21 protein-coding genes are annotated in these 18,919 nt (G+C 68.5%); 15 read left to right on the top strand and 6 right to left on the bottom strand.

Features of this window, described 5'->3' with window-relative positions; genetic code table 11:
* Positions 1-870: an SMC-Scp complex subunit ScpB gene (gene scpB, locus BN1263_RS11205; RefSeq protein WP_019660466.1), complete on the top strand. Its 870-nt coding sequence runs from the start codon at positions 1-3 to the stop codon at positions 868-870.
* Positions 863-2,497: a pseudouridine synthase gene (locus tag BN1263_RS11200; protein ID WP_021203003.1), complete on the top strand. Its 1,635-nt coding sequence runs from the start codon at positions 863-865 to the stop codon at positions 2,495-2,497. Before scpB ends, BN1263_RS11200 begins: the two co-directional genes overlap by 8 nt.
* A 115-nt stretch (positions 2,498-2,612) precedes the next feature.
* Here BN1263_RS11200 and BN1263_RS11195 read toward each other — a convergent pair whose 3' ends face one another.
* Positions 2,613-3,401, bottom strand: coding sequence for an AraC family transcriptional regulator (locus BN1263_RS11195; protein WP_058981190.1), 789 nt, complete (start codon positions 3,399-3,401; stop codon positions 2,613-2,615).
* A gap of 90 nt (positions 3,402-3,491) precedes the next feature.
* On the opposite strand from BN1263_RS11195, the gene BN1263_RS11190 reads away from it, so the two are divergent.
* Together BN1263_RS11190 and BN1263_RS11185 are read left to right on the top strand one after the other, a co-directional pair.
* Complete coding sequence (locus BN1263_RS11190; RefSeq protein WP_058981188.1) at positions 3,492-4,619, top strand: MFS transporter; 1,128 nt, start codon at positions 3,492-3,494, stop codon at positions 4,617-4,619.
* Positions 4,620-4,714: 95 nt separating this feature from the next.
* Complete coding sequence (locus tag BN1263_RS11185; protein ID WP_019660470.1) at positions 4,715-5,008, top strand: hypothetical protein; 294 nt, start codon at positions 4,715-4,717, stop codon at positions 5,006-5,008.
* Here the strand turns inward: BN1263_RS11185 and BN1263_RS11180 are convergent.
* The 3 genes from BN1263_RS11180 to BN1263_RS11170 all read right to left on the bottom strand — a co-directional run bounded on the left by BN1263_RS11180 (position 4,995) and on the right by BN1263_RS11170 (position 7,502).
* Positions 4,995-5,429 (bottom strand): hypothetical protein, encoded by a 435-nt coding sequence (locus BN1263_RS11180; RefSeq protein WP_019660471.1) that lies wholly within the window; start codon positions 5,427-5,429, stop codon positions 4,995-4,997. The genes BN1263_RS11185 and BN1263_RS11180 overlap by 14 nt on opposite strands.
* A gap of 103 nt (positions 5,430-5,532) precedes the next feature.
* Positions 5,533-6,339: an amidohydrolase gene (locus tag BN1263_RS11175; protein ID WP_058981186.1), complete on the bottom strand. Its 807-nt coding sequence runs from the start codon at positions 6,337-6,339 to the stop codon at positions 5,533-5,535.
* Positions 6,340-6,353: 14 nt separating this feature from the next.
* Positions 6,354-7,502, bottom strand: coding sequence for a pyridoxal phosphate-dependent aminotransferase (locus tag BN1263_RS11170; protein WP_058981183.1), 1,149 nt, complete (start codon positions 7,500-7,502; stop codon positions 6,354-6,356).
* A gap of 11 nt (positions 7,503-7,513) precedes the next feature.
* On the opposite strand from BN1263_RS11170, the gene ccmA reads away from it, so the two are divergent.
* From ccmA to BN1263_RS11115, 11 genes are all read left to right on the top strand, one after another.
* Positions 7,514-8,311, top strand: a complete 798-nt coding sequence (ccmA, locus tag BN1263_RS11165) for a heme ABC exporter ATP-binding protein CcmA (RefSeq protein WP_448226383.1) — start codon at positions 7,514-7,516, stop codon at positions 8,309-8,311.
* Positions 8,308-9,003 carry a heme exporter protein CcmB gene (ccmB, locus tag BN1263_RS11160; RefSeq protein WP_006456616.1) on the top strand — a complete coding sequence of 232 codons (696 nt, stop codon included), beginning with the start codon at positions 8,308-8,310 and terminating at the stop codon, positions 9,001-9,003. Before ccmA ends, ccmB begins: the two co-directional genes overlap by 4 nt.
* A 43-nt stretch (positions 9,004-9,046) precedes the next feature.
* Positions 9,047-9,817, top strand: coding sequence for a heme ABC transporter permease CcmC (gene ccmC, locus BN1263_RS11155; protein WP_019660475.1), 771 nt, complete (start codon positions 9,047-9,049; stop codon positions 9,815-9,817).
* Positions 9,814-10,002 carry a heme exporter protein CcmD gene (ccmD, locus tag BN1263_RS11150; protein WP_058981182.1) on the top strand — a complete coding sequence of 63 codons (189 nt, stop codon included), beginning with the start codon at positions 9,814-9,816 and terminating at the stop codon, positions 10,000-10,002. Before ccmC ends, ccmD begins: the two co-directional genes overlap by 4 nt.
* Positions 9,999-10,460 (top strand): cytochrome c maturation protein CcmE, encoded by a 462-nt coding sequence (gene ccmE / locus BN1263_RS11145; protein WP_019660477.1) that lies wholly within the window; start codon positions 9,999-10,001, stop codon positions 10,458-10,460. The genes ccmD and ccmE overlap by 4 nt, the downstream gene beginning before the upstream one ends.
* On the top strand, positions 10,461-12,380 hold the full coding sequence (locus tag BN1263_RS11140) for a heme lyase CcmF/NrfE family subunit (protein ID WP_058981180.1): 1,920 nt from the start codon (positions 10,461-10,463) through the stop codon (positions 12,378-12,380).
* Positions 12,381-12,388: 8 nt separating this feature from the next.
* The gene (locus tag BN1263_RS11135; protein ID WP_058981178.1) at positions 12,389-13,006 is read left to right on the top strand and encodes a DsbE family thiol:disulfide interchange protein; all 618 of its coding nucleotides are present in this window, start codon (positions 12,389-12,391) and stop codon (positions 13,004-13,006) included.
* Positions 13,007-13,010: 4 nt separating this feature from the next.
* Complete coding sequence (locus tag BN1263_RS11130; protein WP_058981176.1) at positions 13,011-13,460, top strand: cytochrome c-type biogenesis protein; 450 nt, start codon at positions 13,011-13,013, stop codon at positions 13,458-13,460.
* Positions 13,454-14,443 carry a tetratricopeptide repeat protein gene (locus tag BN1263_RS11125; protein WP_058981174.1) on the top strand — a complete coding sequence of 330 codons (990 nt, stop codon included), beginning with the start codon at positions 13,454-13,456 and terminating at the stop codon, positions 14,441-14,443. The genes BN1263_RS11130 and BN1263_RS11125 overlap by 7 nt, the downstream gene beginning before the upstream one ends.
* 180 nt (positions 14,444-14,623) lie before the next feature.
* On the top strand, positions 14,624-15,736 hold the full coding sequence (metX, locus tag BN1263_RS11120) for a homoserine O-acetyltransferase MetX (RefSeq protein ID WP_058981172.1): 1,113 nt from the start codon (positions 14,624-14,626) through the stop codon (positions 15,734-15,736).
* Complete coding sequence (locus BN1263_RS11115; protein WP_058981171.1) at positions 15,736-16,080, top strand: DUF1294 domain-containing protein; 345 nt, start codon at positions 15,736-15,738, stop codon at positions 16,078-16,080. Before metX ends, BN1263_RS11115 begins: the two co-directional genes overlap by 1 nt.
* Before the next feature lie 85 nt (positions 16,081-16,165).
* On the opposite strand, the gene cydC is transcribed toward BN1263_RS11115, so the two are convergent.
* Positions 16,166-17,839, bottom strand: a complete 1,674-nt coding sequence (gene cydC / locus BN1263_RS11110; protein WP_058981170.1) for a thiol reductant ABC exporter subunit CydC — start codon at positions 17,837-17,839, stop codon at positions 16,166-16,168.
* Positions 17,836-18,919 (bottom strand): ABC transporter ATP-binding protein/permease (locus tag BN1263_RS11105; RefSeq protein WP_144435345.1); only part of this gene is annotated, 1,084 nt, incomplete at its 5' end. The genes cydC and BN1263_RS11105, both read right to left, overlap by 4 nt.

The raw sequence follows: 18,919 nt of genomic DNA, 5'->3' as shown, positions 1-18,919 counted from the left end.
ATGGACCAATCGCTGATCGACCGCATTGTCGAGGGTGCCCTGCTGGCCTCCAGCCAGCCGCTCACCCTGGCCCAGCTGAAGGACCTGTTCCCGGAAGATGAGCCCGCACCGCCGGGCAGCATCGAACGTGCGCTGGAACGGCTGCGCGAGGCCTGCGAAGGACGCGGCGTGGAACTGGTCGAGGTCGCTTCGGGCTTCCGCTACCAGGTCACCAGCGAAGTGCATGGCTGGATCAGCCGGCTGTGGACCGAACGCAAGACCCGCTACACCCGTGCCACCCTGGAAACCCTGGCGCTGATCGCCTACCGGCAGCCGATCACCCGCGGCGAGATCGAACAGGTGCGCGGCGTGGCGGTCAGCAGCAACATCATCCAGGCACTGGAAGAACGCGAATGGATCCGCGTGGTCGGCCACCGCGACGTGCCCGGCAAGCCGGCACTGTTCGGCACCACCAAGGGCTTCCTGGACTACTTCGGGCTGAAGCGGCTGGACGAACTGCCGCCGCTGTCGGAACTGAAGGACCTGGGCGAGCTGGAACCGCAGCTGGCGCTGGACCGCGATGCTCCGGCCGTTGCCGGCGCCGACGGACCGGACGTCTCGGCCGACGGCGCTGCCGCCAACGACGACGCCGGCCTGGCCGGCAGTGACACCCCCGATTCCGCCGATGCAGCGCCTGCGTCGGCCACCGATGAGCAAGCACCTTCGCCCCTCGATGATGGGCACCCCGATTCCGCGCCGGGCGAGCGCGCGGTGCCCCTGAACGAACGCGAAGACAACGCCGTCGCGATGACGACCGTGGCTGTTGACCAAGCCGATTCCGAACCAGAGGCCGACCTCGAAACCGTCGGCCGGAGCAAAACTGATGAGTGACACCCCCCGTAACAAGCTCTCGCTGAAGCGCGAAGCCACCTCCGAACAGTTCAAGCTGGAAGAGCGCCTGCACAAGGTGCTGGCCCAGGCCGGCCTCGGCTCGCGCCGTGCGCTGGAACAGCGCATTGCCGAGGGCCTGGTCAAGGTCAACGGTGAAGTCGCGCAGACCGGCATGTCGGTCAAGAGCGGCGACAGGATCGAACTGGACGGTCGCGGCTTCGTCGCCACCGCCCTGTCCGAACCGTCGCGCGTGCTGGTCTACAACAAGCCTGAAGGCGAAGTGACCACCCGCGAAGATCCCGAAGGCCGCCCGACCGTGTTCGAATCGCTGCCGCCGCTGAAGGGCGCGCGCTGGATCGCCATCGGCCGCCTGGACATCAACACCACCGGCCTGCTGCTGGCCACCACCGACGGTGAACTGGCCAACGCCATGATGCACCCGTCGTTCGAGGTCGAGCGCGAGTACGTGGTGCGCGTGCGTGCGCCGGAAGGCGAGGAAAAGGTCTCCGACGCCATCGTCGACCGCCTCAGCCGTGGCGTCGCGCTGGAGGACGGTCCGGCCAAGTTCGATGAGATCGAACGCATCGGTGGCACCGATTCGCACGACTGGTTCCGCGTCGTGGTGAAGGAAGGCCGCAACCGCGAAGTGCGCCGCCTGTGGGAATCGCAGGGCTGCCAGGTCAGCCGCCTGAAGCGCACCCGCTACGGCAAGGTTAGCCTGCCGCGCGAACTGGCCCGTGGCCATTCGGTGGAACTGGGTACCGCCCAGGTGGAAGCGCTGCGTGCGCAGCTGAAGCTGGAAGAAGGCGCACCGTCGGCGCTGACGCTGCAGCCGGTGATCGGCCAGCGCCGCGCCGCCAAGACCACCGTGCGCGTGCGCGAAGGTGGCCGCGGCAATGCCTACGTCAATGGCCACAACACCGCTGACGAAGGTCGCGAGCTGCGCCGTTTCGACAACGTCCGCGAAGACCGCGGCCGTGGTCGCGGCGGCAAGGGTGGCGGCTTCAAGGGCGGCCTGACGGTCAGCGGTGAAGCGGCAGCCAAGCAGTCGCAGAAGCCGTTCAAGCAGCGCGCCCCGAAGAATGATCGCTCGCTGCCGGAAGGCAATCCGGCGGCATTCCGCACCTGGTACGTTCCGGATGGCGTGAGCACCGGCCCGAGCGGCCATCGCAACGCCGGTCCGGGCGCGCGCGGCCCCGGTGCCCGTGGTCCGGGTGCAGGCGGCCAGGGCCGTCCGTACGGCAAGCCGAAGGGTCCGGGTGCAGGCGCCGGTGGCGGGCAGGGCCGTGGCGGTTTCGGCGGTGAAGGCCGTGGCGGCGCAGGCGGCCAGGGTCGTCCGGCCGGTGCCGGCAACCGCTCGCAGGGCCAGGGCAACAGGCACCCGTACGGCCATCCGGGCAATGCCCCAAGCTTCCCGTCCGACCACGCCACGCCGGGCTTCAACCCCTACGGCAGCCCGAAGCCGGCGCACGGTGCGCGTCCGGGCGGTCGTGGTCCGGGCGGCGGCAACCGTGGCCCGGGCGGCAATCGCGGCCCTGGCGGCCCGGGTGGGAACCGTGGTCCGGGCGGCCCCGGTGGCAACCGCGGACCGGGCGGCCCGCGCCGCAGCGGCCCGCGCGGCGGCTGATCACCGGCACGACTGAAATGAAAACCCCGGCTCCGGCCGGGGTTTTTCTTTAAAAAGGGGACGGAGGGGATTAAGTCGTTTTTGCCACGGCCTGTGTCGAAAGGGCGAAAGCGACTTAATCCCCTCCGTCCCCTTTTGCGTGGCGCTGGAACGCGGCGGGCGTGGTGCCGGTCATGCCGCGGAAGAAGGCGATGAACGGGCTCTCGGCGGAGAAGCCGGTGTCCTGGGTCACATGCGCGACGCGATGACCGAGCAACAGCAGCTCCATGGCCCGCATCAGGCGCCATTGCTGGCGCCAGGCCTGATAGCCCATGCCTGTATCGCGTTGCATCAACCGGCCAACCGTACGCGCGCTCAGGCCGGTACGCGTGGCCAGTTCGTGCAGTTCGGGCGGCAGCTGTTCGGCCAACGGCAGGCAACGTGCAATGCGCGGATCACGCGGCAAAGGCAGGTCCATCGGCGCCACCGGTGCAGCAGCGATTTCCAGCACGCACAACGCCAGTTTGTGGTGCGCGCGCGGCGACTGCCAGTCATGGTCGAACGGCGCCTGCGCAATCGGCTCCAGCAAGGCCTGCAGCAGCGGCCCCACGCCGATGATCGCTGGTTGCCGGGGCAGCTGGGCCGACAGCGTGGCGTCGAAGTACAACGAACGGTAGTCGACCGCCTGGCGCATCTGCGCGCGATGGCGTAGCCCACCCGGAATCCACGCGGCGCGCGCGGGCGGCAGCAGGCTGATGCGATCACCGTAGGTGAGGCGCGTGCAGCCCTGCCGGGTGTAGAGCAGTTGCGCGCGTGCATGCTGGTGCCAACCCGAGTCGTGATCCGCCAGTGAGGCTGCGATCCCCAGCACCGGAGCGCTCCAGGCATCGGCGTCGAAGTGCGTGTGCGGCTGCAACCACGCCATGTCTGATTTCATACATTCGATGACAGGATAGACAGGGTGCGTCATTGCAGTCGCGATCACAATGCGCAGCCCCGTTTCTGGAGCGCCCGCATGTCGCGCCGCCTGTTGTTGCTCACCATTGCACTGCTGATGTTTCCGCAGTTGGCACAGACCCTGTACAGCCCGGCCCTGGCCGATCTGGCCAAACGCTTCGCCCTGCCGCCGGGTACCGCCAGCCAGGCCATGAGCCTGTATCTGTTCGGCTTCGCTGCAGGCGTGCTGCTGTGGGGGCGCCTGGCCGATCGTATCGGTCGTCGCCCGGCCCTTCTATGTGGCTTGGGCGTCTTTGCCGTGGCTGCACTGGGCGGCCTGCTCGCTGGTAGCTTCGGCCAGGTGTTGCTGGCCCAAGCGCTGGCCGCGGTTGGCGCCGCCGCCGCTTCGGTGGTCACCCAGACCGTGCTGCGCGACCACCTGCAGGGACCCGCGTTGGCGCAGGCATTCTCCTGGATCGGCATGGCCCTGGCCCTGAGCCCGGCCATCGGCCTTGCACTGGGCACGCTGCTGGTCGCCGTCCATGGCTATGTCGGCGTACAGTCCGGCCTGCTGCTGACCGCTGCCGTGCTGGCAGTCGCATGCCTGGCTGGCCTGCGCGAAAGCCGCCCTGCACATATCCCGCACACGCCCATGCTGCCGCTGCTGCGGCAACTGCTGTGCGATCGCTGGATCTGGTCACACGCATTGCTGGTGATGGCTTTCAACGTAGCGATGTACAGCTGGTACGCGCTCGGTCCTTTCGTATTTGCTCGCCTGCACTGGCCCGCCGCCTGGTTCGGCGCCAGCGGCGCGTTGCTGGCACTGGGCTCGGCACTGGGTGCATGGGGCAATGGCCGCCTGTTGCGTGCCGGCGTTGCCGCGGCCACGCGCATCCGCACCGCCGCAGGCCTGGTTCTGACGGGAGGCCTGCTGGCTGCGCTGCTGCATGATCACCCTGCCCTGGTCGCGGCGATGGTGCCGGTGGTGACGGGCTTCGGCCTTGCCATTCCCAATGTGCTGGGCCAGGCCCTGCACGGCTACCCACATTGTCTTGGCAGCGCAGGCGCACTGTTCGGCCTGCTCTACTACCTGTTGATCGGTGCGGCAATGGCGTTGGTCGGTGCAGTGCAGCTGCTGGCCCCGACGCTCATCGTGTGTGGCCTGCTGGCCTTCTGGCTGCAGCGGCGGCGTCCCGCTGCGACCTAGGAATTGCTGCAAAAACAGCGCACTGTGCGCGGCTTCCGGGAACGGCTTTGATTCGCTGGCTATCGTGCGCGCTGCCCCACACAAGACCGATGCCCATGATCACCATCACCGCCGAACAGGCCCGCGCCAACGCTGACGCCGCCAAGCGCCCGATCGAACTGTTCTACCGCGACCTCGACAACGCCATCCAGGCCGGCTCGGAAAATGGCCGCCGCTACATCGTGTTCGGCTTCAGCCAGGTAATGGCCAGCGAGCAGCTCGTCGAAGACGCGGTCGCACAATTGCTGAAAAATGGTTTCGATGTCGAACGGCTGTTGAGCGATTCCGAACAGCACTACATCCGCATCAGCTGGGGAACTGCCCAGCCGACGCGCCTCAGCGCCGGCTGATGGTGAAGGCGGCGCCGTCCACGCCCAGGTCCCAGCCCTTGCCGGTACCGGACAGGGCCAGCGAGATGTCGCCCTTGGTCATCACCTGCGCGTTGCTGGATTTCACCGCACCCGCATGCGCGCCAACCGAGGCGTAGGTGCCCAGCAGCTCGTTGACGCTGACGGCGCCGGTGAAGCTGCCACGGCCATTGGTGATCTTCGACTTGCCCACGGTCAGGCCTCCGCCCTTCACTTCGATACGCACCGGCATGCTGGCGCCATTGCTGCAGGTGACCGTGCCGGTGCCGGAAGCGGTCTTGTAGATCAGCGACCAACCGGACAGGTTGTAGCGCAGCTGGCAATCGAGATTGCCGGCGGCGTGTGCAGCTGGGGCCAGCGTTGCAGCAGACAGGGCCAGCAGCAGGGCGAGAGGCTTGTTCATGGCGGCACTTCCAGTTCGGTCGGACTGCCGGCGAATCTAGCAGCGCGCGCGTGCAGATTGGATGCAGGCGCGCGCGCTGGTGCGGCGGTGTTCAGGCCGTGGCTCAGGCCTGTTCGTCCAGGTGAAAGGCATCGGCATCGAGCATCGCCGGGAAGCGCGCACGATGTGCGGCCAGTGCTTCGGCCGAAATGGTGGTGGTCACCACCTGTTCGCGTTCGCGGATCTCCACCTGCGGCTGGCCGAGGAAGTCGATCACCGCGCTGTCGCCGGCGTAGTGCAGCTGGTTGCCGTCCACGCCGACGCGGTTTACCGCCGCCACGAAGCAGAGGTTCTCGATCGCGCGCGCACGCAGCAGGGTCTTCCACGCATAGGCGCGCGCCGACGGCCAGTTGGCCACGAAGATCTGCAGGTCGAAATCCAGCTGCTGCGGGCGTTCGACGTTGTAGCGGTTGCGGCAGAACACCGGGAAGCGCAGGTCGTAGCAGACCTGCGGATTGATCCGCCAGCCCTTCCATTCCACGCTCAGGCGCTCACGGCCAGCGGCATAGCGCTCGTGCTCGCCGCCGTAACGGAACAGGTGGCGCTTGTCGTAGTACTGCAGGTTGCCATCGGGGGTGGCGAACAGCAGGCGGTTGTACACGCCCTCGCCGTCGCGCAGCTGCACGCTGCCGATCACCGCCGCACCCAGGGCCCGGGCCTGTTCGCGCGCCCAGGCCACGGTCGGGCCGTCCATGCCTTCGGCCTGGGCAATGGCGTCATTGGAGAAGCCACTGGTGAAGGTCTCCGGCAGGATCACCAGGTCGGTGGTGCCGGCCAGCGGTGCGAGCAGCGCGCCGTAGTAGGCGCGGTTGCCGGCCGGATCGTGCCAGCGGGTTTCACCCTGGACGAGGGAAATGCGCAGGTCCTGCATGTTCACGCCTCCGCTCAGAGCAGGCGCAGGCGTTCGATCGCCGCGTCCATCGTTGCTTCATTCTTCGCAAAGCACAGGCGCACCAGGCGCTGGCCGGCCGGCGGGGTCTCGTAGAACGGCGACAGCGGGATCGCAGTCACGCCCTTCTCGATGGTCAACCACTTCACGAACTCATGGTCCGGCAGGTCGCTGATGGCCGAGTAGTCGACCAGCTGGAAGTAGCCGCCCGGGACCGGCAGCGCCTTCAGGCGGGTACCGGCCAGCTGCTCGCGGAAACGGTCGCGCTTGGCCTGGTAGAACGCGCCCAGTTCCAGGTGGTGTTCGGGTTCGTCGCGGATCATCGCGGCGAAGCCATACTGAGCCGGGCCGAAGCTGGTGAACGTGTTGTACTGGTGCACCTTGCGGAATTCAGCGGTCAGCAATGGCGGCGCCACGGCGTAGCCGATCTTCCAGCCGGTGCAGTGGTAGGTCTTGCCGAAGCTGGAGATGACGAAGGTGCGCTCGCGCAGTTCGGGATAGCGCAGCGCCGACTCATGGCGGCGACCGTCGTAGATGATGTGCTCGTACACCTCATCGGAGACCAGGTAGATCTGCGTGCCGCGCAGCAGCGCGGCCAGCGCCTGCATGTCAGCCTCGTCCAGCATCGCACCGGACGGATTGTGCGGGGTGTTGACCATCAGCATGCGGGTGCGCGGGGTGATCGCCGCGCGCACGCGGTCCCAGTCCACAGCGAAGGTCTGCGGGTCCAGCGGCACGTGCACGGCCTTGGCACCGGCAAGCTCGATCGCCGGCTCGTAGCAGTCATAGGCCGGGTCGAGCACGATGACTTCCTCGCCGGCGCGCACCACCGCGTGGATGGCATTGAAGATGGCCTCGGTGGCGCCACTGGTGACGGTGATTTCGGTGTCCGGATCAATGGTGGCGCCGTACAGGTCCAGCGACTTCTGTGCGATGGCCTGGCGCAGCGGCGCCACGCCGGTCATCGGCGGATACTGGTTGAGGCCGGCCGCCATCGCCCTGGCGGTCTCATCGATCAGGCGCTGCGGCGCGGAAAAGTCCGGGAACCCCTGGCCCAGGTTGACCGCGCCATGTTCGGCAGCGAGCTGGGACATCACGGTGAAGATCGTGGTACCGACCTTGGGCAGCTTGGTGGTGGGTTGCATCGGCCTGGACTGTGGAGAACAAGGGCCCCCGAGTTTACGCAATCCGCGCGTCGGTAGTGCCGGCCGCTGACCGGCAACCTCGGCTGGCAGATGGCGAAATTGCCGGCCAGCGGCCGGCACTACCATGTGAATTCACCGCTACAATTGCCATCGCACTCCGGCATGAAGACCTTTGCCCCTTGAACACCCCTGCATTGCTGGCCGCCAGCGGCCTGAGCTTCTCCCGCAATGACGAGCCGGTGTTCGGCCCGCTGGACTTCCATGTGGACGCCGGCGAGGCACTGCTGGTGCAGGGTGGCAATGGCGCCGGCAAGACCACCCTGCTGCGCGTGCTGGCCGGCCTGGCCCGGCCCGGCGCCGGCCAGGTGCGGATCGACGGCAAGCCCGCCAGCAACGCCGAGCGTGCGCGCTATGTCGCCTATCTCAGCCACCTGCCGGCGCTGAAGCCGGACCTCGGCACGCTGGAGAACCTGCACTTCCTGTGCGGCCTGCATGGCCGGCGTGCCCGGCAGATGCCCGGCAACGCACTGGCGATCGTCGGCCTGGCCGGCTACGAGGACACCCTGGTGCGGCATCTGTCGGCCGGGCAGAAGCGGCGGCTGGCACTGGCGCGCATCTGGCTGTCGCCGGCGCCGCTGTGGCTGCTGGACGAGCCCTATGCCAACCTCGACCTGGAGGGCATCACCCTGGTCAACCGGATGATTTCGGCGCACCTGCGCGCCGGTGGCGCTGCGCTGGTCACCACCCACGGCGCCTATGCCGCACCGCCGGTGCGTACCCGCCAGCTCGACCTCGGCGGTGCCGCATGATCGCGCCGGGTACCGAACCGGGCCTGTGGCAGACCGCAGGCGCCCTGCTCAAGCGCGACCTGCGCCTGCTCTGGCGCCGCCGTGGCGATGCACTGCAGCCGCTGCTGTTTGCGGTGCTGGTGGTGGTGCTGTTCGCGCTGGCGCAGGGCCGGGAGCCACAGCTGTTGGCCGCCACCGCCGGCGCGGTGCTGTGGCTGGCCGTGCTGCTGGCGGGACAGCTGTCGCTGGATTCGCTGTTCCGTTCCGATGCCGAAGACGGCTCGTTGGAACAATGGCTGCTGGCGCCGGTGCCGCTGGCCTGGCTGGTGCTGGTACGCGTGCTGCTGCACTGGGCCACCACCGCCCTGCCGTTGATCGTGGTCAGCCCGCTGCTGGCCGAAATGCTGCATCTGCCGCATGACCAGCTGCCGATGTTGCTGGCATCGTTGCTGCTGGGAACGCCGTTGCTGAGCCTGATCGGTGGCGTGGTCGCTGCACTGACCGTCGGCATCCGGCGCTCTGGTATTCTCGTGGCGTTGCTGTCGTTGCCGCTGTACGTGCCGGTGCTGGTGTTCGGCGCAGGCAGCCTGGCGGCAGCCGGGCGCGGACAGGATCCGGTCGGTGCGCTGCTGATGCTGGGCGCTGGCCTGCTGGTCGCGCTGGTGCTGGCTCCGCTGGCCACTGCTGCTGCAATACGTATTTCTCTGAGTTGACCGAGCTGAGAGCCAATCCACCCCTGCTGGATAGCCGCCACGCATGAATCCGATTGTCCGCTGGTTCCACCAACTCGGTTCGCCTCCCACGTTCGACCGTTTCGCCGCCCGCTGGTCGCGGGTGTTCTACCTCGCCGCAGTGCCGGTGCTGCTGGTCGGCATGTGGCAGGCGCTGCTGGTGGTTCCGCCGGAAGCCAAGCAGCTGGACAGTTTCCGCATCCTCTACATCCACGTCCCCAGTGCCTGGATGAGCCTGTTCGTGTTCGCACTGATGGCGCTGTACGCGGCCATCGCGCTGATCTGGCGGATCAAGGTCTGCGAGATCCTGGCCATGGCCTGCGCGCCGATGGGCGCCGGTTTCACCCTGATCACCCTGCTGACCGGCAGCATCTGGGGCAAGGGCACCTGGGGCACCTGGTGGGACTGGGACCCGCGCATGACCAGCGAGCTGGTGCTGCTGTTCCTGTACCTGGGCGTGATCGGCCTGTACCACGCCATCGAGGACCGCCGCAGCGCCGCACGCGCGGCCGGCCTGCTGGCCATCGTCGGTGTCAGCCTGCTGCCAGTGATCCGCTATTCGGTGGACTGGTGGGGCGGCCTGCACCAGCGCCAGTCCATCAACGTGTTCGGTGAATCGGCGATCAGCAGCGCGATGATCGCGCCGCTGTGGTGGATGGTGATCGGCACCAAGTTCTGGTTTGCCGGTTCGGTGCTGGCCAAGGCGCGCTCTGACAATCTCGACCGCGAGGCCGGCAAGGCCTGGGTCGGTGGACGTGTCGGTGCCGAACGCCCTGTCCCGGAGGCCCAGCCATGACCCACCTTCCCTATGTGATCGGCGCCTACGCCGTGTTCGTACTGGTGCTCGGCGCCGATGCCATCGGTTCGTGGCTGCGACTGCGCGTGGCACGCCGGCTGGCACTGGCCCGCCAGCAACGCCAGCGGACCCGGGCGGGCAGGCAGGACGCAGCGACGCCGCTGTCGACGGAGCTGGAACGATGACGCCGGTACAACGCCGCCGCCTGGCCTGGGTACTGCTGGCACTGCTCGCCTCCGGCCTGGCCACCGCGCTGGTGGCGATGGCACTGGAGCGCAACATCGCCTACCTGTACACCCCTTCGGAAGTGCTGCGCGGCGATGTCGATGCGCAGTCGCGCTTCCGCTTGGGCGGCATGGTGGTGAAGGGCTCCTTCAACCGCCCGGTCGGCTCGCTGGAGGCGCGCTTCGAAGTGACCGACGGCGATGCACAGCTGGCGGTTACCACCTCGCGGATCCTGCCGGACATGTTCGCCGAAGGCACCGCGGTGGTCGCCAGTGGCCGCCTGCAGGACGGTGTCTTCGTCGCCGACGAAGTGCTGGCCAAGCACGATGAGAAGTACGTGCCGAAGGAAGTGGCCGACAAGATGGGCGATGCCCATCGCAGGCACGACGTGCCGGTGACGGCCCCCGAGGTGCGCTGAGTGCTGCCCGAACTGGGTCAGATCCTGCTGTTGTGTGCGTTGCTGGCCTCGCTGCTGCAGGCCGGCCTGCCGCTGGTCGGCGCGCATCGCAGCAACGCGGCATGGATGGCGGTGGCACGGCCGGCCGCCTTCGCACAGCTGCTGCTGCTCGCCGGCGCGTTCGCGGTGCTGACCGCCGCGTTCGTGCAGCAGGATTTCTCGGTGCGCTACGTGGCCGAGAACTCCAATTCGCTGCTGCCGATGATCTACCGCTACTCGGCGGTGTGGGGGGCCCACGAGGGCTCGCTGCTGATGTGGGCGCTGGTGCTGGCGCTGTGGACCGGCGCGGTGGCGCTGTTCTCGCGGCACCTGCCAGCACCGGTGCAGGCGCGCGTACTGGCGGTGATGGGCATTGTCAGCGTCGGCTTTCTCGCCTTCCTGATCTTCACCTCCAATCCGTTCCTGCGCCTGAACCCGGCACCGCTGGAAGGCCGCGACCTCAACCCGCTGCTGCAGGACCCGGGGCTGATCATCCATCCGCCGATGCTGTACATCGGTTACGTGGGTTTCGCCGTTCCGTTCGCGTTCGCGGTGGCCGCGCTTCTGGAAGGCCGCGTCGACGCCCGCTGGCTGCGCTGGACGCGGCCTTGGACCAACGTCGCCTGGGGCTTCCTGACTCTTGGCATAGCGCTGGGCAGCTGGTGGGCCTACTACGAGCTGGGCTGGGGTGGCTGGTGGTTCTGGGACCCGGTGGAGAACGCCAGCTTCATGCCATGGCTGGTCGGTGCGGCACTGATCCATTCGCAGGCCGTCACTGAAAAGCGCGGCACGTTCAGCAGTTGGACCCTGCTGCTGGCGATCGCGGCCTTCGCGCTTTCGCTGCTGGGCACCTTCCTGGTGCGCTCCGGTGTGCTGACCAGCGTGCATTCGTTCGCCGCCGATCCGTCGCGTGGCCTGTTCATCCTGGTGTTCCTGTCGGTGCTGGTCGGCGGCAGCCTGCTGCTGTACGCGCTGCGCGCCAGCCAGCTGAGCGTGGACGCCGACGATCCGCGCCGTGGCTTTACCGCCACCTCGCGCGAGACCCTGCTGCTGGCCAACAACCTGCTGCTGGCCACGGCCTGCGCGATGGTCCTGCTCGGCACGCTGTACCCGCTGCTGGCCGATGCGCTGTCGCTGGGCAAGATCTCGGTCGGCCCGCCCTACTTCGGCAGTCTGTTCCTGCTGCTGATGGCGCCGATGATCCTGCTGCTGCCGTTCGGCCCGCTGGTGAAGTGGCAGCGCGACCAAACTTCGCGTGCATTCGCGCTGCTGGCGCCATGGCTGGGGCTGGCCGTGCTGCTGGGCGCGCTGGCCTGGTGGCAGGCGCCGCAGAACGGCTGGAAGGCCGGCATCGGCGTCGCCGCTGCGGCCTGGGTCGCACTCGGCACCGCACGCTTCGTCTGGCAGCGCCTGCGCGGCAATGGCCGCTTCACCGCCGAGATGCTCGGCATGATCGTCGCCCACGCCGGCATCGCCGTGTTCCTGGCTGGCGCGCTGCTGGTCGAAGCGCTGAACGTGCAGCGTGAAGTGGCGCTGGCACCGGGCCAGCATCTGGTGGTCGGTCGCTACGAAGTGCGCTTCGAGGGCGTGGACCATCGCGAAGGCCCCAATTTCATCGCCGACCGCGGTCACCTGCGGGTGTCCCGCGACGGCCGCGAACTGGCCCTGCTGCACCCGGAGAAGCGCCAGTACGCCAGCGGCGGCCAGGTGATGACCGAGGCCGGCATCGATGCACGCTTCGACGGCGATGTCTACGTGGCATTGGGGGAGCCGCTGGGCAACAATGCATGGGCGGTACGGGTGCACATCAAGCCGTTCGTGCGCTGGATCTGGCTGGGCGCGCTGCTGATGGCCCTGGGCGGATTCATCGCCGCCGCCGACCGCCGTTTCCGTCGCCCGTAGGAGTTTCCATGTCCGAGTCCCCCGCCCCGCGCCCCTCCCGCCCGCTGCCGCCGGTAGCCATCGTGATCGGCGTGCTGTTTTTCTTCGGCCTGCTCGGGCTGATGATCTACGGGGTGATGAAATCGGGTGATCCGCAGCGCGACGTGCTGCCATCGGCGCTGATCGACAAGCCGGCGCCAGCGTTCGCGCTCCCGGTGCTGCACGACCCGGAAATGATCGTGCACAGCGACGAACTGCGTGGCGCGCCGTACCTGTTGAACGTGTGGGGCAGCTGGTGCGCGGCCTGCCGCGAGGAACACCCGGTGCTGACCCGTTTTGCCGAAAGCAAGCGCGTGCGCGTGATCGGCTACAACTGGAAGGATGATCCGAAGGACGCGCTGCACTGGCTGGAGCAGCTGGGCAACCCGTTCATGGTGGTGCTCAGCGATGTTGAGGGCCGCACCGCGATCGACTGGGGCGTGACCGCTGCGCCAGAAACCTTCCTGGTTGATGGCAGTGGCATCGTGCGCTGGAAGTACAGCGGAGCGATGACCCAGCGCGTGGTCGACGAGAAGCTGATCCCGGCACTGGAGAAGATCGAGAAGGCCCAGGGCAGTGCCGGCAACACCCTGCATACGGCGCCCTGAGCCGATGCGCTGGCTGCTGGCGCTGCTGCTCCTGATGCTGCCGCTGGCCGCGCTGGCCCAGCAGCCGCTGCACGATCCGCAGCCGCTGCAGTTCCGCGATGGTGCCGAGGAACGCCGCTTCCATGACCTGGCCGCGCAGCTGCGCTGCGTGCAGTGCCAGAACCAGTCGCTGGCCGACTCCAACGCGCAGATCGCCCAGGACCTGCGCCGGGAGGTGCTGCAGTTGATGCAGCAGGGCCACGACGACGCACAGATCAAGCAGTTCCTGGTCGCCCGCTACGGTGAGTTCGTGCTCTATCAACCACCGTTGCAGCCGGGCACCTGGCTGCTGTGGGGTGGGCCTCTGCTGATGCTCTGCGCCGGTGCACTGGTGGTGCTGGCCATTGTCCGCCGCCGTGGACGCGCGGTCGGTGCAACGCCGGCCGGCAAGGCCGATGAAGGAGACGGATGGTGAGCCACTGGCTGCCGACGTTGGCCGGCCTGGTGGCCGCATTGATGGCAGCGCTGGTGCTGTGGCCATTGCACCACCACGGTCGCCGCAGTTTCGCGGTGGGTGTGCTTGCGCTCGGCGTGGCCGGCGCCTGCCTGTATCTGCTGGTTGGTGACCCGCGTGCAGCACAGCTGCAGCCGGCGCCCTCGGTGGCGACATTGCGCGATGGCGTGCAGGCCCTGCAGGACGCGTTGAAGCGCGACCCGCAGCGCGCCGATGGCTGGGTGCTGCTGGGCCGTTCGCAGGCCGAACTCGGCAACTTGGCCGCCGCAGCGGATGCCTTCGCGCGTGCTGCGGCATTGGCACCCGATGATCCGGGCGTGCTGGTGGAAGCCGCACAGGCGCGCGCGCAGGCCGATGCCGGCAAGCAGTTCGATGACACTGCAATGGCCTGGTTGCAGCAGGCGCGCACGCTGGCACCCGACGCAGAGCGCGCAAGTTGGCTGCTGGGCATCGCCCTGCGCCAACGCGGAAAGAATGCCGAGGCCGCGGATGTGTGGAGCGGCCTGCTGCCGCGACTGGAACCGGGTGCCGCGCAGGCGCTGCAGGCGCAGATCGCGATTGCCCGCGAGGCCGCCGGCCATGCGCCCGATGCTGGCGTTGCGGCGCCACCCGCGCTGCTGCAGGTGCGCGTGCAGCTGCCGGCACTGAACAACGACGAGTGGCCCGCCAGCACCCAGGTGTTCGTGCTGGCCCGTGCCGTCGGCGGCCCGCCGATGCCGGTGGCCGCTCGCAAGCTGCCGCTGAGCGGATTCCCGGACACGGTCGGGCTGGGCGACGGTGACAGTCCGATGCCAACCGCACCGCTGTCGGCCCATCGCGAAGTGGAAGTGCTGGCACGCATCTCACGCACCGGCAGCGCCAACCGCAGCGAGGGCGACCTGCAAAGCGACGTGGTGCGGGTGACGCTGCCGCATGACGGCGTGGTTGAGCTGCGGTTTCCCTGACTTGTAGAGCCGAGCCCACGCTCGGCTGCGATTGGCTTGCCGGCGCCCGCCAGCCGAGCATCGGCTCGGCTCTACAGCAGATCCACGCCATGCGTGGATACGACGGTCCGGTCCGCGTCCACCCGCTGCTGGAATCCAGCGTGTCGCCAGCTGCACATGCGGCCCCGCTAGAATGGCTGCATGACCGAATTCATCCCGCCCGGCACCCGCTTCCACGCCCTGCCTTCGCCCTTCCCGTTCAAGCGCGGTGGCGCCCTGCACGGCGCGCGCGTGGCCTACGAGACCTGGGGAACGCTAGCGGCCGATGCCAGCAATGCGATCCTGATCGTGACCGGCCTGTCCCCAGACGCGCATGCAGCGGCCAACGAGGCCAACCCGGCACCGGGCTGGTGGGAAGCGATGGTTGGCCCCGACAAACCCATCGATACCAACCGCTGGTTCGTGGTGTGCGTGAATTCGCTGGGCAGCTGCAAGGGCTCGACCGGTCCTGCCTCGCTCAACCCGGCCACCGGCCAGCCGTATCGTCTCGACTTCCCCGAGCTGTCGATCGAAGACGGCGCGCGCGCCGCCATCGAAGTCGTGCGTGCGCTGGGCATCGAGCAGCTGGCCTGCGTGGTCGGCAACTCGATGGGCGGCATGACCGCGTTGGCCGTGCTGATGCTGCACCCGGGCATTGCGCGCAGCCACGTCAACATTTCCGGCAGCGCGCAGGCGCTGCCGTTCTCCATCGCGATCCGCTCGCTGCAGCGCGAAGCGATCCGCCTTGATCCACGCTGGAATGGCGGCCACTACGACGACGACGCGTATCCCGAGTCCGGCATGCGCATGGCGCGCAAGCTGGGCGTAATCACCTACCGTTCGGCACTGGAATGGGATGGCCGCTTTGGCCGCGTGCGGCTGGATTCGGACCAGACCGACGACGATCCGTTCGGCCTCGAATTCCAGGTGGAAAGCTACCTGGAAGGCCATGCACGACGCTTCGTGCGTTTCTTCGATCCCAACTGCTACCTGTACCTGAGCCGCTCGATGGACTGGTTCGACCTGGCCGAGTATGCCGACGGCGACGTGCTGGCCGGGCTCGCGAAGATCCGGGTGGAGAAGGCGCTGGCGATCGGCGCCAACACCGATATCCTGTTCCCCGTGCAGCAGCAGCAACAGGTTGCCGATGGCCTGCGAGCCGGCGGTGCCGATGCGCACTTCATCGGCCTGGAATCGCCGCAGGGCCACGACGCCTTCCTGGTCGATTTCGAGCGTTTCGGCCCGGCCGTGCGCGGCTTCCTCGACGCGCTGTAGTGGCTTGGCAGCGCAACCTGGCGCTCGCCGCGTTCGGTGCGTTGATCGCGCTGATGGTCAGCGGTGTGCTGCCGCTGTGGCTGGGTGGCTGGTGCATGCTGGCCAGCGCGGTGTCGTTCGCGCTGTACGGCCAGGACAAGCGCGCGGCGCAGCGAAAGCAGTGGCGCACTCCCGAACGCACCCTGCAGCTGCTGGCCTTTGCCGGTGGCTGGCCGGGCGCGCTGCTGGGGCAGGCGCTGTTCCGCCACAAGCACCGCAAGGCCGCGTTCCAGTGGGTGTTCTGGTTGTGCGTGCTGGCCAACGTGGCCTCGATCGCGGTGATGCTGCGCGAGTTCTCGCGGTAACCCTCGCAATCGGTAGTGCCGGCCGCTGGCCGGCATCCTCGGACGCTCCAATTGCCGGCCAGCGGCCGGCACTACCGGACCATCGTCACGCTTCGCGGACCAACACCCTGTCGCGCAATCTGTACTGCGTATCGACCACGCCTTGAGGCAGATCATCGTGGGTGATCATCAGCAGGCTGCGCCCGTCCAGCAACCCGGAAAGGTCCTGCAACAGCGCGCGTGCGGTATCCACGTCGAGGCCTTCGGTCGGTTCGTCCAGCAGCAGGATCGGCGCATTGCGCAGCAGCGCGCGCGCCAGTGCCAACCGCCGCGCCTGGCCGGCGGACATCGTCGCGCCGTTCTCGCCCACCCAGGCCTGCAGGCCGCCGTTGCGCTCGGCCCATTCGCCCAGACGCACGCGGCGCAGCACCGCCCACAACGCGGCGTCGCTGGCATCGGGATCACCAAGGCGCAGGTTCTCGGCCACGCTGCCGGCAAACACCGGCGCGTTCTGCGGCAGCCACGCCAGTTGCCGGTGCCAGTCAGCCTGGGCGAAATCACGCAGATCGCGGCCACCGTAGGTCAGCCGTCCCTGCTGCGGATCCCACAGCCGCAGCAGCAGGCTGGACAGCGTGGTCTTGCCGCTGCCGCTGTCGCCGCGAATCGCGATGCGCTCGCCCGGCGCCAGGGTCAGATGCAGGCCGGACAGCACCGGCCGCGCCGCACCGGGCCACTGGAAATGCACGTCATCCCACTGTACGCGCGCGGCCTGCGGTACCGGCTGCGGCGCCTGCGGATCGTCCACCGTCGGCGGTTGCTCGACGATGGCCTGCAACCGATCGGCGGCAATGCGCCCGGACTGCAGCGACTGCCAGGCCAGGCCCATGCCGGCCCACAGCTCGATCAACGCCACGGTCAGGAACACCAGGCCCGCGGCCATCTCCGGCGCGATGCGCTGCTGTTCGGCCGCATGCAGGGCCAATGCCAGCATCGCCACCAGCCCCAGCCCGGCGACCAGACCGTGCAGCGTCGAGGCCGCGATCAGGCGCCAGCGGCGGCGGCGATCACGCGAGGCCAGCTGCTTGGCAGCTACGCGTACCTTGAGCTGCCAGGCCGCATCGGCGTGCAGCGCGGCCAGGTCACCCGCACCTTCCAGCCCTTCGAATGCAGCGGTACGCAATGCGGCGCGATGCGCGGCACGGTCGGCCTCCTCGTCGTCATGGCCGCGCACGCCCAGCCACGGCACGCCGAAGGCGATCAGCAGCGCCAGCACCGCCATCAGCACCGCAGCCGACGGCAGGATCAGTGCCGCCGAAACGATCGCGACCAGCGACAATCCGCCCAACGCCACCAGCGGCCCGATCGCACGCACCAGCAGGCCGTCCACTTCACCGATATCGCCGAGCAGGCGCGCCAGAAGGTCGCCGGTGCGCGTAGCCCCCAACCGTGCAGGTGCCAGCGGCAACGCGCGGCGGAAGAACCACACGCGCAGGTCGCGGGCGATGCGCAGCGTGGCGTCGTGGCCGACCAGCTTCTCGAAATAGCGCGACACGATGCGCGCCATCGTCAGCCCGCGTATGCCCGCGGACGGTGAAAAGAAGTTGAACCCTTGGCCGAGGCCGGCCGCGCCAGCCAACGCGGCGGCGGTGAGGAAGCCACCGGACAGACCTAGCAATGCGGTGCCGGCCAGCATGGTGGTCCACAGCAGCAGCACGGTCAGCAGCAGGCGCGGCCGATGGCGCAGGAACACCGCGCGCAGCGAATCAGGCGAACGGCTCATGCGCGCACCGCCTGTGCCGGCTCGACCAGGCGGCCTTCCGGCAACAGCAGGCAACGGTCGGCCCAGGCGATCACCGCCGGGCTGTGGGTGGCGACCACCACGCTGCGGCCACGTGCATAGGCGGCCAGGCTGCGCAAAAGCGCCGCTTCGGTATCGGCATCGAGGAACGCGGTGGGTTCGTCCAGCAGCAGCACCTGCGGATCGCGCAGCAACAACCGGGCCAGGCCGATACGACGGGCTTCGCCGCCGGACAGGCCGAAGCCACGTTCGCCGATCACCGTGTCCAGGCCCAGTGGCAGGCGCTGTGCGAACTGCAGCACCTGCGCGGCCTCGGCCACCGCACGAAGACGCGCATCGCTGGCACCCGGATCGGCCAGGCGCAGGTTGTCGGCAATGCTGCCGTGGAACAGGTAGGGGCGCTGGCTGGCATAGGCCACCTGCACACCGGGACGCAGCTGCAGCTTGCCGGCGCGCGGCGGCAGCCAGCCGGCCAGCGCTTCCAGCAGGGTGCTTTTACCGGAGCCGCTGGGACCAACCAGGGACAGGCGCTGGCCCGGCTCCAGCCGCAGGTCCAGATCCTGCAGCACATCCTGCGGCGCGCCCAGCGGGCGCAGCACCAGCCCTTGTGCGTGCAGCGGCGGCAAGGCGGCCTCGGCCGGCTCCACCGCCAGCGGTGCAACCTCGTTCTCGATCAGGCCCTGCTCATCGGGCAGCGACTGCAGCAGGCGCTCCACTTCGGCGGCGGCGGCCAGTGCATTGGCGCGATCATGGTAGTGCGCGGCCAGCCGTCGCAGCGGCGCATAGAATTCCGGTGCCAGCAGCAGGCAGAACAGCCCCGCACCCAGCGTCGGCACCGCTGCATGCAGCGACATCATGCCCAGATAGCTCAGGCCCAGGTACAGCGCCACCATCGCCACGCTCACCGAGGCGAAGAATTCCAGCACCGTGGACGACAGGAAGGCAATCCGCAGCACCTTCAGCGTGCGCACGCGCACGCCTTCGGCAGCCGCCTCGATCCCCTCCAGCTCAGCGTCGCCGCGGCCATACAGGCGCAGCAGGCCCAGGCCCTTGATGCGGTCG

It is taken from the genome of Stenotrophomonas thermophila, from assembly GCF_001499715.1.
In the GTDB taxonomy this organism is placed as follows: Bacteria; Pseudomonadota; Gammaproteobacteria; order Xanthomonadales; family Xanthomonadaceae; genus Stenotrophomonas; species Stenotrophomonas hibiscicola.
This window is presented reverse-complemented; position numbering and strand designations above follow the sequence as displayed.